Below are 14,116 nucleotides of genomic sequence, written 5' to 3'. Positions count from 1 at the left end.
CAACAGGGAGACGCAATCCGTTGAAATACCACAGCTGAAAACTTACCGTCTCGGAAGGAAAGCGGTTACGACACGATGACACTGCGCAAGGCTGGTTCGCCGGACGAAGGCACGAAACGCAAGCCGATCACGGCGCGCGAGCTTGCTCGCATGATTGGCGTCAGCCAATCCGCAGTCTCGCGCGCGTTTACGCCAGGAGCCAGCATCGCGCCGGATCTGCGGGAAAAAATCCGCCAGCACGCCGCAGAAATGGATTATCACCCGAATGCGATCGCCAGCATGCTTTCGAAGAGCCGAACGAATATTATCGGCATCGTCGTCTCAGATATGCAGAACCCCTTTTATCCGGCGCTCATCGAAAAACTCTCGCGGGCGCTGCAGCAGATCGGACTGCAGAGCCTTCTCTTCAATATTGCCAAGGGCTCCAACCTCGAAGAGCAGCTTTCGGCGCTGCGCCGATACAATGTCGATGCTGTCATTGTCATCTCGGCGACGATCCTCTCCGGCCAGACCCTCCTTTGGGCGACGGAGGGCCGGGCGGCAATCCTCATCAACCGCATCATCGAAGATGTCGATCTGAGCTGCGTGGCCTGTGACAATGCGCAAGGCGCACGGGCCGTTGCCGACCATTTCCATGCGCTCGGACGGCGTCACGTCGCCTATGTCGCCGGCCTCAGCCACACCAGCACGAACCGTGAGCGCCGGAACGCCTTCATCACCCGCGTCGCCGAACTCGGCATGTTTCTCTCGACGCAGATCGAAGGCAGCGAATATAGCTACCATGCTGGACGGCGGGCAGCGATGAAAGTCTTAGAGAACGCGCCGAAGACCGATGCGATCTTCTTCGCTAATGACATCCTTGCTATCGGCGGCATCGACGCGCTCAAGGATCAGGTCGGCTGTCGTGTTCCTGAAGATATCGCCGTTGCAGGCTTCGACGATATCGCCATTGCCGGTTGGCCCCATTATGATCTCACCACTTTCCGCCAGCCGGTTGATGAGATGGTACGAGTGGTTGTTCAGATGGTCGAGGAAGGCTCTTGCGCACCGGGCAAGCCACCGATCGTCAAGCGGCTATCCGGCGAGCTGGTCGTGCGCGGTTCGACCACCTTGATGGGAACTTGATATTGTCACAGTATCTCACTGCCGCAATCATATTGGCGTCCCTTCCTCCGGGTTCCTGTCTGTCCCGCTAGGCGCCGGATGGCGGTGCGGTAGCTGCCAGCCAGGTAGCAATTGCCCGCCCCCCTAGAGATCGAAGCGCTCCATTCTCCCTTGATGATATCGTTGCCAGCACGGCCTGACGTGGAGATTCGGAATCACTCCGCATGACATCGTCGCCGTCAGTACATTCCCCAGGTGATCATGCCGGTGCCGAACTTCACGGAAATCTCCAAGGCAGAAGGCGCGGCACTCTCCGAGAAAATCGAAAATTCAGAGCAGAAACGGCCGGATTTCGACGCGACCTTACGAACCGCGCTCATTACGATCCAAAATCGGGCTTTCGAACCGCCGAGACTACGTCACCGCTCAGAGTCTTAGCAGACATATCGACTAACGATTTGGAAGTGGTGCACCCCACACCGACCTCGCTCGATCAACACAGCCGATTGCGTGGTTACCCTGCTCGACTACCTCGTGACCTATGACATTGAAGTTTGGTCCCTCGGACGGACGCCAAATACCCCACAATGCTTCTGCGTACTAACGCATGCAGACCTCTTCCAATTCGAGCCAGCAAGGCGTGTCGGCTTTGGTGGCGGGTCGAAGAACAATCTTCATGGCGATCCTCTTGCGGATAATTGGCAAAAGCTCACGCTCGTGAACCGAGGCCAGATGTGCGGTGGCGGCGGGATTTCGCCAGGGCTGCTGTCGCCCGTTGCGCGCAACCGCTGTCAACTGGGGTTCAGCCTATCTCGTGAGCCAGTTCTTCCTCTCGCTCGTCAATGCCATCGGTAGCTCTTTGACGTTCTGGCTGTTCGCCTTGTTCTGTGCGATCGCCTGGCTTTGGATCTAACGCACTGGCCCGGAAACGAAGCGGCAATCACTCGAAGACATTCAGCGGATGGTCGCCGCAAGAATGATCTGTCCCACGAGTTCAGGGTTCTGCATACTCGCCGACCAGGCGCTTTACTTCTTTGCATAAAAGGTAAAGAGCGTCTCTCCATTCATACCGACCTCGATGATGATGTGATATCCCCGTGGAGAGACCCCCTCGATTTTCACAATGCCTCTCGCATTTGGTGGGGGAAGCGGCTCCGTCTTGTGCTTCTTCACCATCACCTCGTAGACTTCGTCCATGACCTGTTGTTCGGTCAAATGGTCCGGAAACATGGTCGACTCTTTGTACGTTTTGACCTTTCCCGCAGCGTCTGTGAACTCCACTATTTCGCCGTTCGCGCCGCGGATCTCAACCTTTATCTTGTAAGCCTTTTCGACACCTGGTGCCGCGCGTTTCTTGATGACCCCCACTTCAGTCGCATTGGTATTCGGCTCGCGCGCCGTCGAGTGATACCCGCCCTTGAAGTCCCCTTCAAAGACGTGCTTCTTGGCAGCGTAATTGGCGAAGACGTCTTGTGCGGTATGGCCTTCGATCGGCTTGATGGGTGCACTCGTCACCCTCGGCCTCACAGGATCGTTGGCGTAGCGTGGGCGGGCGCCCTTGCCACGGTCGAGCCCGGGCCGGCGCCGGGTTTTGCCTGCTGCCGCCGCAATGTCCTCTTCGCTGGTCGGGGGCGTCTGCGAATAGCCGGTTCGTGATTGCGAGCCGCGCGGTGCTGTGTTCGCCTGCGAGTCGGCCGACACTGGTTTCGCGGCTTTCGCGGCTTCCGCGGCCTCCGCCTTCTTGACGGCATCGAGCCACGCGTCTGTCTGCTGCTGGGCCTTGGCGATCGTGTCCCGCTCGGCCGACGTGAGGCCTGCGGCAACTTCCTGTCGCCATTGTTTGAAGGGAACACTCACCGTCGCATGAACCAGCTTGAGACCATCCACGCCAAGGCGCCCCCAGTTGTAGTACTCAACCATCCCCTCGGCCACATCCCAGGCCTCCAGGAATCGTCGTCCAAACGCCGTCTTGGCAATCACGTCGCGATTGGCATTGATGAACAGCGTTCCGGCATTGATCGCGAAGGCGATGGTGTCGGCCCATCCCAAGATGCCGCCCGCGCCTATACCGCCCAATCCGACGGTGGCACCCATCACCGACACCGTCTTGATTTTGCCAAGGGTGTCTTCTTTCTGTTGATTGAAGAAGTCGATCAGCTTGATGGCCGGGACCGTGACTAGTGACCCGCCTTGGTCGAACAACTTCACGATCACTGGCTCATCGGCCTCGAGAATGATGCCGCTATAGATGGATTCACCGTACCGGTCATACAGGCTGGCTCGTTCTCGCGCGAATTCCTTTCCCCCTAAACCAGTGCGGGAGTCGTAGTACACCTTGACCTTGGCATTTGCGAGCAGCTCGGCGCGAATGGTGGCCGTGGAACCCCATGACGTTTCCAGAGGAAAAATCGCAGGCTCACGCACGGCCTTGGCAATATCAGCGGCAGCGGGCGCGCGGACGGTCTTGGCCTTGGCGGCGAGAATACGATCGGCTTGAAGCCTTTCAAATTCCGTCACGTCCCCCGTGATCAAGGCGTCATACAGCACATCTAGCATGACCCGCCCCTCATCGGTGGCGGCGTAGGCCTCGAGCCTGTCCGGGTGCTGGAGGGTGAGAAAGCGGGCGGCGATGTCGTCCTCGATGGAACTGTTCTCCCGGACTCCCGCAATGACGTCGCTGTACCGCTTACTTGCGGCCAGGTGATTCAGCTCATCGGCGCGCTTCCGTGCAGTCAGGACGATCGGAGTGGGTGCCGCATCCGGATCGCTTAGCTGTGCAACCTTATAGACTTCCGCCGGACTGAATTTCCATTTGGCATAGACAATCCTATCCGCCTGCACCATTTCATGAGATGTGACGCGTCCCGTCATCATGGCACTATAGAGGACGTCCAACATCTCGCGGCCTTCTGGCGTGGATGCAAAGTGTTCGAGTTGCGCCCCCGATAGCGATTCAACGAAGTCGGCACTTACGTTGTCATCGAGGTCCTGCTTTTGGGAAAAACGGATGATCTCGATCACGTGCTTGTACGGTGAGGGATGCGAGGCAACGTACTCTGTCAAGTCACGGACTCTGTCAGCCGTCAGGTCGTTGTCCGCGTCGCGTTGTATCGCGACCGGGGAGGACGCAGACGCCGATTGCTGCAAGACGTGCGTCAGCTCATGAGCAATCAGCCGTCGTCCATCCTGAGTCCCCGGTGCGTACCGACCGGCACCGAATACAACGTTGTGCGCCGCTGTGTACGCCTGGGCGTGTACGTCCCGGGCCGATTGCTCGGCTACCGCCCCAGCATGCACCCGCACTTGTGAAAAGTCGTGGTTGAAGCGCTGCTCCATGTCCTGCCGCACTGCTGGCTCCAGCGGGCGCCCGGCACCAGCAATGACTTGGTCCACGCTAGCAGGAGCCGCCATCATCTCGCGGCTCACTGATGTCGAGAGGCGTTGGATCGATAGCGGTGGGGCGCTCACGGCCTGCTGCGCCGGTCGTGCCATCACGTGATTGGCGATCCGGTCCGCCTCGAGCTCAAGCGGATCCTCGCACCGCTCGATCATGAGCTTCGTCTGTATGAACGGGTATGGCGTTTCAGGTCCGCTTGGTCGGTTGGGCGCAAACAACGGGATCTTGCCGAAATCCGACGACGCGCGTCGTGCGCCCTCTGGACTGGCTTCCCGCTTTGGATCAGCTGTCTGCGGCTGACCATCAGCAGCCGTGCCCCCGGAAAGGTTCTGTCGCTCCTTCGCCAGCAACCCGAGTACGGCCTGGTTGCCGATAGTCCTTTGGAGGGCGAGGATCTGCTCGGCTGAACCTAACCCAGGCCGCACAGGCCTCTGCTGCGGCGGTTTAGAAGCACGTGCCGCGGGAGATTGCGAAGCCGCCTTCGCCTTTGGTGCCCTGATCGGTGGAGCAAACATGGCTGCATCTCCTCGTCAGCAACATTCGGCAGATAGATTGCTAATCCAGCGTATGTCTTTGCGCATGATAGCCTCCGGCGTGTTGATTGCCACTGAGAACTGATGGAGTGGATTTCTGCACTTACGCGTAGTCGTAGATTGCGATTAGGTCGGAGACGATCGGCAGGGCAGGATGTGGCAGGGAGAGCGGTGTTGAACGATTGGACGGCGGACGCAGACGGCGGACGCCTCCCCTCACCTTCCCGGCCGTGCGAGCGATCGGGCGATGTCGATGATGTCGTCGCGGGCTGCCGTCGGGTCTTCCTTGTTCCAGGCAACCCCCAGCCCGATCTTCAGATCGATACCCCTGACCTTCTTCAGCTCGAAATTGCGCTCGGGGAGATTGGCCGTCCATTCCGGCGCAAAGCCGATGCCAAGCCCGGCCGAGACCAGCGACACCAGCGAGAAGGTGTCGTCGCAGCTATAGGCGATGTTGCCGCTCAGATCATGCTCGTCGAACAGCGAAGTGAAGTAGCGCTCGGTATAGGACAGGTTCGCCCGTGAAAACGCGATGATCTTCTGGTCCTTCAGGTCCTCGACCGAGATCTCCTCCCTCTTCGACAGCGGATTACTCCTGGCAACAGCCAAGAGATAGTGCTCCTGGGCGATCGAGAAGAAGCGCAAGGTGCCGATGTTCTCGACCGGGCGGATGAAGCCGAGATTGATGCGGCCGGTCTCCAGCTGGCGGATGATGTCGTCGCTGGTGCCGCTGGTGATGTGCAGGCGGATATCGGGATACTTGCGGGCGATCCTCGCAAGGAAGGCCGGCAGCACGCTCCTGGTTGCCGGATGCACCGTGCCGATCTTGATCTGGCGGACACTCTTGCCGGCCGCCGAGCGGGTCACCTCGGCCGACAGATCGATCTCGCTCAGGATCCTGACGCAGCGGTCATAGAACACCGCCCCTGCCCTGGTCAGTTCCACCCGTCTAGTCGAGCGGTTGAACAGCTGCACGCCCAAGTGCCGCTCGAGCGCCTGCACCTGGTTGGAGAGCGCCGGCTGGGCGATGTTGACCCGCATGGCGGCACGACCGAAGTGCAGTTCCTCGGCGACTGCGACGAAGTAGGAAAGCTGGCGCAGTTCCATGGTGGCCGCCTATCAGTGGGACTAGTTACATCTCGGGACACAGCGCGTGCCACGATCCCGGGCAAACGGTGTAATATGTCGGATATATCCGATGGTTTAATGCAATGCAAGATGGTGGCCATGGCTTATGGACACTCGCGCACGCATAGCTTGGAACCTGAGACAACTGAGATCGTCACAGCATATCACTCAGGAAAACCTGGCAGTGGATGCTGACGTCGACAGGACAGTCGTCAGCGACATCGAACGTGGACGACACAACGCATCGATCGATCTTTTGGACCGATTGGCGGCCGCTCTGTCCGTTGATGTTTCAGCATTCTTCAAGGAGCCTTCGGCTGAGGAAGGCAGGCCAGCGCCAATGAAGCCAGGCCGCAAACCTCGTCAATAGACAAGGCACGCCGGCCTGGTTGGGATATCCCTATCGTTAAATGAGAATGGATCCGCCGACCCCCGCAATCGCACAATCGATGCTCTTGAAAGGAGTCGAACCGCCGACCCCGTCATTCAAGCAGCATATATTTGTGCTAATTTTTGTAAGCTCGGGGATAGGTTACGCTCCAGATCTCCGATCTGTAGCCAAGAGCGGACGGACTTACCGCCACCGTTGGCATACCTTTTGAATGACTACCTCGAACCCATACTGCCGTCGCGATTGGTTCGAGCTTATCTCTAAAATGGACGGGATGGTCACCGTCGCCCGGATTTGGATTCTAAGAGCCGGTGATAGCCCATCGATCGTCAGGCCTGGAACCCGACGAGTACAATGACTGACGAAATGAATCAGCTCACAAGTATTTTCTCGGCCGCCGCCGCGGCGAGGATGCGCCAAAGCCGCAATCACGGCGACCGGGGACGGGTTAGGCCGCACCTGGAACTTACCAGGGTTAGGTGAAGCATCTGAATGGTGAGTAAATGGCGGCGGTCATCTGCCCTAGCGGCTGGCATCGGTGGCGACCGCGCTAACGATTCATATTGAATTTTCCGCGATAAGGGCGGATTTTCGAGAATGATTCAATAATGGAATCATATTGAGTTTTCCGCGCAAAAAGCGGATAAGGAGATATGATGCAAGTCGGTCGGCCAACACTGTCTTCCTACGCTTCTGGTCTACTTGCTACGGGCCGGGGAGTTTTCTCTGTGGATGAAGCCCAGCAGGAGATCGGCATCAGCCGTGGCGCATTCCTTGACGCTGCCGAGCGTTTGCAGCGACGCGGCCAGCTTATCCGGCCCCGTCGCGGCTTTTATGTGGTTGTGCCCCCTCAGCACGCCGTCATGGGAGCGCCACCGCCGGAGTGGTATATAGACGCCCTGATGCGCCACGAAAAACGACCCTACTATGTGGGATTGCTGACGGCCGCCGCCGCCCATGGCGCCTCCCACCAAGCCACCATGGTATTTCAGGTCGTCACGAACAAACTCCTGTCCGATATTGAGGCCGGGCGAACGCGGATCGTGTTTTCATACCGCAAGGATATGGGAGCGGTGTCGGCGGGAATCGAAGGCCGCAAAACGCCTTCGGGATATATGAAGCTATCCTCGCCGGAACTGACGGCGCTCGACCTGGTACGCTATCCGCATTCCGGGGCTGGATTGGACAATATTGCTACGGTGCTTTCCGAACTTGCCGAGCGGTTGCAACCGAAAAAGCTTGCTTCCCTGTCGCGTGCTTTCGAGAAAGCGGTCGCACAACGCCTCGGGCATCTACTTGTGAGGCTGGGGCACTCGCAGATAGCGGAAGCAATGTTTGCAGCGCTATCTCCACGTGGGCCGTTGCAATGGGTGGAACTCGACCCCAAGCAGGCCGGAGATCCAGATTTGTCGCCGCCGCCATCCGAACGCGATGAACACTGGCGTGTAATCGTTCGCCGGCCGCCAGAGATCGACGAATGATACCGCAGGATTACATCACCGCCTGGAATCGTGTGGTGCCGTGGGCAAGTCAACGGCAAGTCGAGCAGGATCTCATCATCAGCCGCGCGATTGTTGCCATCTTCTCCGATCCTTTCCTGCGCGACGAACTGCGCTTCCGCGGCGGCACTGCGCTCAACAAGCTGCACTTCCCCAAGCCGCTACGCTATTCGGAAGACATCGACCTTGTGAGGACGACTGCCGGTCCTATCCGCCCGTTACTAGAGCATTTGCAGGACGTTCTCGATCCGTGGCTGGGCAGGCCGCGTTTCGATCAAAGCCCGGTTGCGCCCAAACTCAAATACGCTGTCGAAGCCGAAGACAAGGCTTCTCCCAGTCCGATAAAACTCAAGATCGAAATCAACACGCGCGAGCGTGAAGCTTACGATCGGCCCATTGAGATTCCGTTTGGCGTCGAAAATCCGTGGTTCACCGGAACGGCTGCAATCTCGACCTTCTCTCGGGAAGAAATGTTGGCGACCAAGCTACGTGCTTTGCTTCAACGCAATAAAGGCCGCGACCTGTTTGACCTTGACTACGCGCTCAGAGTATTCGAGGGGCTGAACTCGGCTAGGATCGTCGAGTGTTTTCTGCTCTACCTTGAGAAAGGAGAGGTAGCGATTTCCAGAGCCGAAGCGCAGCAGCGCATGTTCCAGAAGCTCGTCAATCCGGGCTTCTTCACTGACATGGGCCCGCTGCTTCCGACAGATCTCGCCAAGGCTCTGACCGAAGAAACGCTTAAGGCCGCCTTTGCAAAGGTGATGAAGGAACTCATCGACCGGATGCCTGGCGAAGAATGGGCGAAGGCCGGGGAAATGCGGAAACGGTTCGGGCTATGAAACGACATCTGGCAAGAGCCTACCCTTCTGTTGGCGGACCAGTGTCGCGAGTTAGGGATACTAAACGAACGGTTTGTGACCGGTAGAAATGGTGATATGTTCACCGTCCGTTCTGAAAACCAACCTGTCGCTTGCCTGCCGGAAAGAACATGACAAATACTTTTCCCGCAGCAGAGACCATCCGCAAAATCATCCATGTGGACATGGATGCCTTCTATGCCTCGGTCGAGCAGCGGGATAATCCGGAGCTGCGCGGCAAACCGCTGGCCGTCGGCGGTGCTGCCGCCCGGGGCGTGGTGGCGGCCGCCAGCTATGAGGCCCGCAAGTTCGGGGTTCATTCCGCCATGCCGTCGGTCACGGCTGCGCGCAAATGCCCGGATCTGATTTTCGTAAAGCCGCGCTTCGAAGTCTACCGGGCTGTCTCGCAGCAGATCCGGGAGATCTTTGCCGAATACACGCCATTGATCGAACCCTTATCGCTGGACGAAGCTTATCTCGACGTGACGGAAAACCTGAAGGGCATGCGTTTCGCCACGGAGATCGCGCTGGAAATTCGCGCGAAGATCAAGGCGGTGACTGGTCTCAACGCATCGGCCGGGATTTCCTACAACAAGTTTTTGGCCAAGATGGCGTCCGACCTTAACAAGCCCAACGGTCAGGCCGTGATTACGCCGAAGAACGGTCCGGCCTTTGTGGAGGAACTTGCGGTCAAGAAATTCCATGGTGTCGGTCCAGCGACCGCCGAGAAGATGCACCGGCTAGGGATTGAGACCGGGGCGGACCTGAAGGCGCAGTCGCTGGCTTTCCTGACGCAGCATTTCGGAAAGTCCGGACCCCACTTTTATGGCATTGCTCGCGGTGTCGATAACCGCCAGGTTCGCCCGGACCGCGTCCGAAAATCGGTTGGTGCTGAGGATACGTTCCACGAGGATATCACCGATCTTGATCTCGCGACGAGCGAGCTGAGGCCTCTGGCGGACAAGGTCTGGAGTTATTGCGAAGCCAAGGCGTTTAGCGGCAAGACCGTCACCGTCAAAATCAAATACTCCGACTTCACGCAGGCGACGCGCAGCAGGACCACCACCCTGCCCTTTGCCAATGGTAATGAGATTTTCGAGGTAGCAACCGGGCTCCTTGCGACGGTTTATCCATTCAAGCGGCCGGTGCGCCTTTTGGGCGTAACGCTATCGTCGCTCACCCAGGATCGTCACGGAGATAACGATCAGGATCAGTCGCAGCTGGATTTCGGGATGTAAGCGGAAACGAAAAAGCCTGCCGCGGGAGGAGGTGCGGCAGGCTTTCGAAAAAATTGAACAACGGCTGGGAGGAGGAGTGCCGCTGTTCCGTCAGGCAACCCTTGGGAGGAGGAGTGGGTTACCTGAGTGACGAAGCTTTGCGGGAGGAGGTGCATCGCTTCGTTGCGATTGCTTACCAGCGCACACATCGGGTCACCATCAACTATTGGAACCCGCCGGCAGCGGCTATGGAAGCGGCGGAATTGTTCGTCGAAGCGATTTTCGGTGAAAAGGCTTGGCGTCAATTTGAAAAGGACTCCCTTTCATCGCTATGGCGCGCGGCGACGGCAAACGCCACCGGGGGCGATCCGAACGACGACGCAAGGGTCTTGCGAACACGATGCGATTGGATAAACATGACCACTTCTCTGCCGGCACGGGCTTGCTCCGCATCTCGCAGCGCAAACGCACGGTCCCAGATTTCACCCAGATCATGCGCGAGAAGGCCTGGCTCCCGAATCTCAATGTCCCAGATGAAACGTCCAGGTTCCTGTGAGCATGAGATAACGTCGAGCGAGCGCGCACGCTGCAGGAGATTGAGAATGCTCATGTTCCAGCGACGATTGCGATCATTGGAAATCGTTAACCCGAGCCGCATTGCATCGAGGTCGATCGAAATCCTGCGTTTGTCTGCAACCCAACGATTATTGGAACTCGACCGGATCATCGCTTCCCACCGCGGGGCAGCAACATCGCTTGTGATCCACGAACTGGTCGCAGTGGATCGAGCGTGGGTTACATCGTCCCTTACATTGTCTTTGTTCGCGTCAGTAAATAAACAAACGGCAAGGCCTTGCCGCCCGTCACGGGCCGCACGACCGATCTCCTGATAGTAACGGGCCGGACTATCCGGAAGGCAAGCATGCACGACCGATCGAACATTTGACTTGTCGACGCCCATTCCGAAAGCCGATGTTGCAACGACCACATCGATTTTGTCTGCCGCCCAGTCCAGGACGATTTGGTTTCGCTCCAGATTAGAGGTTACTTCACCGCTGAAGAGCGCGATGCGCTGATAACCGCGGTCCTTCAGGCGACCGAAAAGTTCGGCTGCACTTAAGCGAAGATCGCGAGTTCCCCTTTCTTCCTCCCCCTCATCACCGGCGAGTGTCGTGTAGACGATGAGCGGGCGCGGGGCCCTGTCCAGGACAAAGTCGAGAGCCTGCAAGCGAGCCTGCGCGTCGTCATAGCCCTCAATGACGATATCGAACTCCGAACGAGGTGAGGCCCCATCTACCTCTGCCCATCCTCGCGCCGACGAATAGGAAGTTCGAAGAACGTCGCGTGCTGAAGGCGGCAAAGTCGCAGACAGGAGGACGCATCGCAGATCCTCGTTTCGCGACCTCAACTCTTCAACGAGACCCGGAAGGCGCTGGAAATCGGGGCGGAATGTTCGCCCCCAGCTCTCTATGATATGAGCTTCATCGATAAATATGGCTGAGAGATGTGCTTGAAGCGACCCGAGCTTTTCTTCGGGGTCGGTCGCAGCCTCGACCAAATGATCTCGAATGGATCCGAGTGCGATCTCCGGCGAAATAAGCAGAACCGGCACCTCGCCGCGCCGGAATGCATCAACCAGATCGGCTCGGGCAGCCGCATCCATCCCACCGACAAGAGCGCGGCTTCCTGTCAGACCTGGTATCAGCGAAAGCGTCCGCTCATGGTCCATCGCCAGCGAAACAGTCGGCGTGATAACGACAACGCAAGACCCCGGGTGTTCTTCCCTCATCCAGGCGGCGTATAATTGGAAGAGCAGGCTCTTTCCGGAGCCTGTCGGCAAGCATACCATCAAGGATGCGCCTTTGGGCATCGTGACGAGGGAGTGAACCGCAGCCTTCTGCCCTTCGGATCGATAATCGGAATACTGCGTGTGCCTGAGCAAGAGTGCGTCCGGCGGCAGGTGTTCTTGATACCGGCGAAGCGAGACGTCGAGGTCTTGGGCGGCCCAAAATCCCTTCGGCGCCCGACTGTCCCGCTCGTCGAGCAGGCGAACAGATGTATCGGTCACCGCAAGACCGAACCGGCTCAATGAGTTGAGAATTTCGTCCGTGATCTGCAACGGCAATTCCGCTCGCTCCATCCGACCGCCTTTGAAGCGAACGATCGAGCGAACAAGCGCTAGCCTGTCTGCCGTCGTGACAGCCTCGGCGAGACAATCGATCAAGCGCGCTGTTTGCGAAGTCAGCCATTCGCGGCCGTCTAGAGCACCCTCCAGTAACATGCTTCAGACACCACCTCGGGCTTTAACCTCGGTACGGAAAGTTAAAAGGTCGGAAGAGATTCGAGACCCCTTCGGATCATTCTCCTGGGTGGAAAGTAGACCGCATGAATACACGCTCTCCCTACGCGCCATCTGGATCATGTTATCTCCCCCTGCAAATCATCTACAACCACTGTTGTCACAACCTTGGATTTTCTCAAGCGAAACGCTGGCCAACTCGCCACAATAAACGAAACTGAATTCGTTATCGTGACAATGGTCTGCAGGGGGACCTCGCCAGAAAGGCTTCCGATAGCCGTTCTGAGGAACAGCTGGCCGTAGATTGCCTCACGGCTGAATAGGTCAGAGCTTTCAGTCACCTCCGGCTAGATCGAAACCTCGGATCTCTTCCCAGATCATCTGCAACACGATCGGTATCTTTGGCACAGCACTTTCCTCGGGCGTAGTACGTCAATTCAAATAATCCCCCACGCCCGAAACCTACCCCTCCCCGTCGTCTCGCGCAGGCCGAGTTCCAAAACGATCCGCCGCGCCGCCTGCGGCGTAGCCTCGAGCGTTTTCGCCACCATTCCGGCTGACACAAGCGGCTTGGCCATGACCAGCTCGACGAGCTCCGGCAGTTTCGACGACGTTCGTCTCCCCTCCAATTTGCGTTCCATCATCTGCCGAGCCAGCGCCAGCCGGTCATGTTCTCTCATGCCGATCTCGGCGGCCGCCAAAAGCCCATGAGCGATGGCGAGCAGCCGCGTCTCCCGGTCGCGATGACGGCGGCGATCGACGGGTATGGTCTTGAGGCCTAGATTGATTGCGGCGAGATGGGCGCCTGACGTGATGCCGGCCTGGCGCAGGATCGACGCGACCAGCAGCCGGCCGAGCCAGGGCTCATGCTGCAGCACGGAAAGCTCATTCCAGGCGTCGAGGGCAATGATCACCTGCAGCACCGCCGGCAGATGTTCGGCCTGGCGCAACACGCCGCGCCATTCGTCGAGCCGCGCATCCTCATCCCAGTCGAGATCATAAATCATCGGATCCTTTTCCGGACGGCCAGCTGTCGCACGGCTGCCGCCGGCGCGGCCGGGCCGTGTGGCGTCCTCGATCGCTGCCGACGATCGGGCCAGCGTTGCATCGATGACCGCGAGGTCGACGCCAGGAAGTTGTTCGACGTCATCGGCATCCTCCCCCTCCCCTTCCACATCGATGGCGGCAGCGCTCCGCAAAGTGCCGGCGACGTCCGCCGCCTCAGTGCCGGTCAACGTGATCTCAGAGGTCTGCCGCAGCGCCCGGATGCCGTCCGCCGACAGTGCCCAGTCCGGCGACTGGACAGCAATGCGCCGACGGGTGCGGAGAACGTCGCGGGCGATGGTGAGTTCATGGGTCGGGGTGCGGATATCTCGCGTGGCGTCGTGGAGGACGAGGTCTTCGAGGTGGACGAGTTCGCCGTCGATCCGGAGTGAGGCGCAGGCGTCGGCGAATTGCATGCGCTCGAGGAAGCCGGCTCAGACCGGGGAACGAGCGATACGCTCGTCGAGAGGGGTCCAGGGCGACGGCCGCGTCAAAAGCGGGGCCCATCAAGTTGGGAATGGGCAATTTCGCGAGATCGTAAGCCATTGATATTGTGATAAACGATTTCCTAAGCGAAAGCTATATCAATAATTGTGTTCACCATATCGTATAATGGATAATTTATGTTATAATCATCGATAAGTATC

Annotated in this window: 8 protein-coding genes and 1 pseudogene; 5 read left to right on the top strand and 4 right to left on the bottom strand. The window is 58.5% G+C overall.

Annotation, left to right across the window (positions count from 1 at the left end):
- Positions 1 to 75: 75 nt before the first annotated feature.
- Complete coding sequence (locus EV286_RS30115) at positions 76 to 1,125, top strand: LacI family DNA-binding transcriptional regulator (RefSeq protein WP_132960931.1); 1,050 nt, start codon at positions 76 to 78, stop codon at positions 1,123 to 1,125.
- Between the two features lie 1,005 nt (positions 1,126 to 2,130).
- Here the strand turns inward: EV286_RS30115 and EV286_RS30110 are convergent.
- Positions 2,131 to 5,016, bottom strand: a complete 2,886-nt coding sequence (locus EV286_RS30110; RefSeq protein ID WP_132960930.1) for a DUF4157 domain-containing protein — start codon at positions 5,014 to 5,016, stop codon at positions 2,131 to 2,133.
- Positions 5,017 to 5,250: 234 nt separating this feature from the next.
- The gene (locus EV286_RS30105) at positions 5,251 to 6,141 is read right to left on the bottom strand and encodes a LysR family transcriptional regulator (protein ID WP_132960929.1); all 891 of its coding nucleotides are present in this window, start codon (positions 6,139 to 6,141) and stop codon (positions 5,251 to 5,253) included.
- A 127-nt stretch (positions 6,142 to 6,268) separates the two neighbouring features.
- Between EV286_RS30105 and EV286_RS30100 the strand changes: the two genes are divergently transcribed.
- From EV286_RS30100 to dinB, 4 genes are all read left to right on the top strand, one after another.
- Entirely contained in the window at positions 6,269 to 6,532 is a 264-nt protein-coding gene (locus EV286_RS30100) for a helix-turn-helix transcriptional regulator (RefSeq protein ID WP_132960928.1), read from the top strand.
- A 674-nt stretch (positions 6,533 to 7,206) separates the two neighbouring features.
- Complete coding sequence (locus EV286_RS30095) at positions 7,207 to 8,034, top strand: type IV toxin-antitoxin system AbiEi family antitoxin (protein ID WP_132526599.1); 828 nt, start codon at positions 7,207 to 7,209, stop codon at positions 8,032 to 8,034.
- Entirely contained in the window at positions 8,031 to 8,891 is an 861-nt protein-coding gene (locus EV286_RS30090; RefSeq protein ID WP_132960927.1) for a nucleotidyl transferase AbiEii/AbiGii toxin family protein, read from the top strand. Before EV286_RS30095 ends, EV286_RS30090 begins: the two co-directional genes overlap by 4 nt.
- 149 nt (positions 8,892 to 9,040) lie before the next feature.
- Complete coding sequence (gene dinB / locus EV286_RS30085; RefSeq protein ID WP_165932992.1) at positions 9,041 to 10,147, top strand: DNA polymerase IV; 1,107 nt, start codon at positions 9,041 to 9,043, stop codon at positions 10,145 to 10,147.
- Positions 10,148 to 10,427: 280 nt separating this feature from the next.
- Here the strand turns inward: dinB and EV286_RS30080 are convergent, their stop codons facing one another.
- Together EV286_RS30080 and EV286_RS30075 are read right to left on the bottom strand one after the other, a co-directional pair.
- Positions 10,428 to 12,407, bottom strand: a complete 1,980-nt coding sequence (locus EV286_RS30080; RefSeq protein ID WP_132960926.1) for a DEAD/DEAH box helicase — start codon at positions 12,405 to 12,407, stop codon at positions 10,428 to 10,430.
- A 455-nt stretch (positions 12,408 to 12,862) separates the two neighbouring features.
- Positions 12,863 to 14,015: pseudogene (locus EV286_RS30075) on the bottom strand (RHE_PE00001 family protein).
- Positions 14,016 to 14,116: the final 101 nt, after the last annotated feature.

The sequence above is a fragment of the Rhizobium sp. BK251 genome (assembly GCF_004345245.1).
Taxonomy (GTDB): Bacteria; Pseudomonadota; Alphaproteobacteria; order Rhizobiales; family Rhizobiaceae; genus Rhizobium.
Note: the sequence above shows the minus strand (reverse complement) of the source record. Positions and strands in the feature narration are given on the sequence as shown.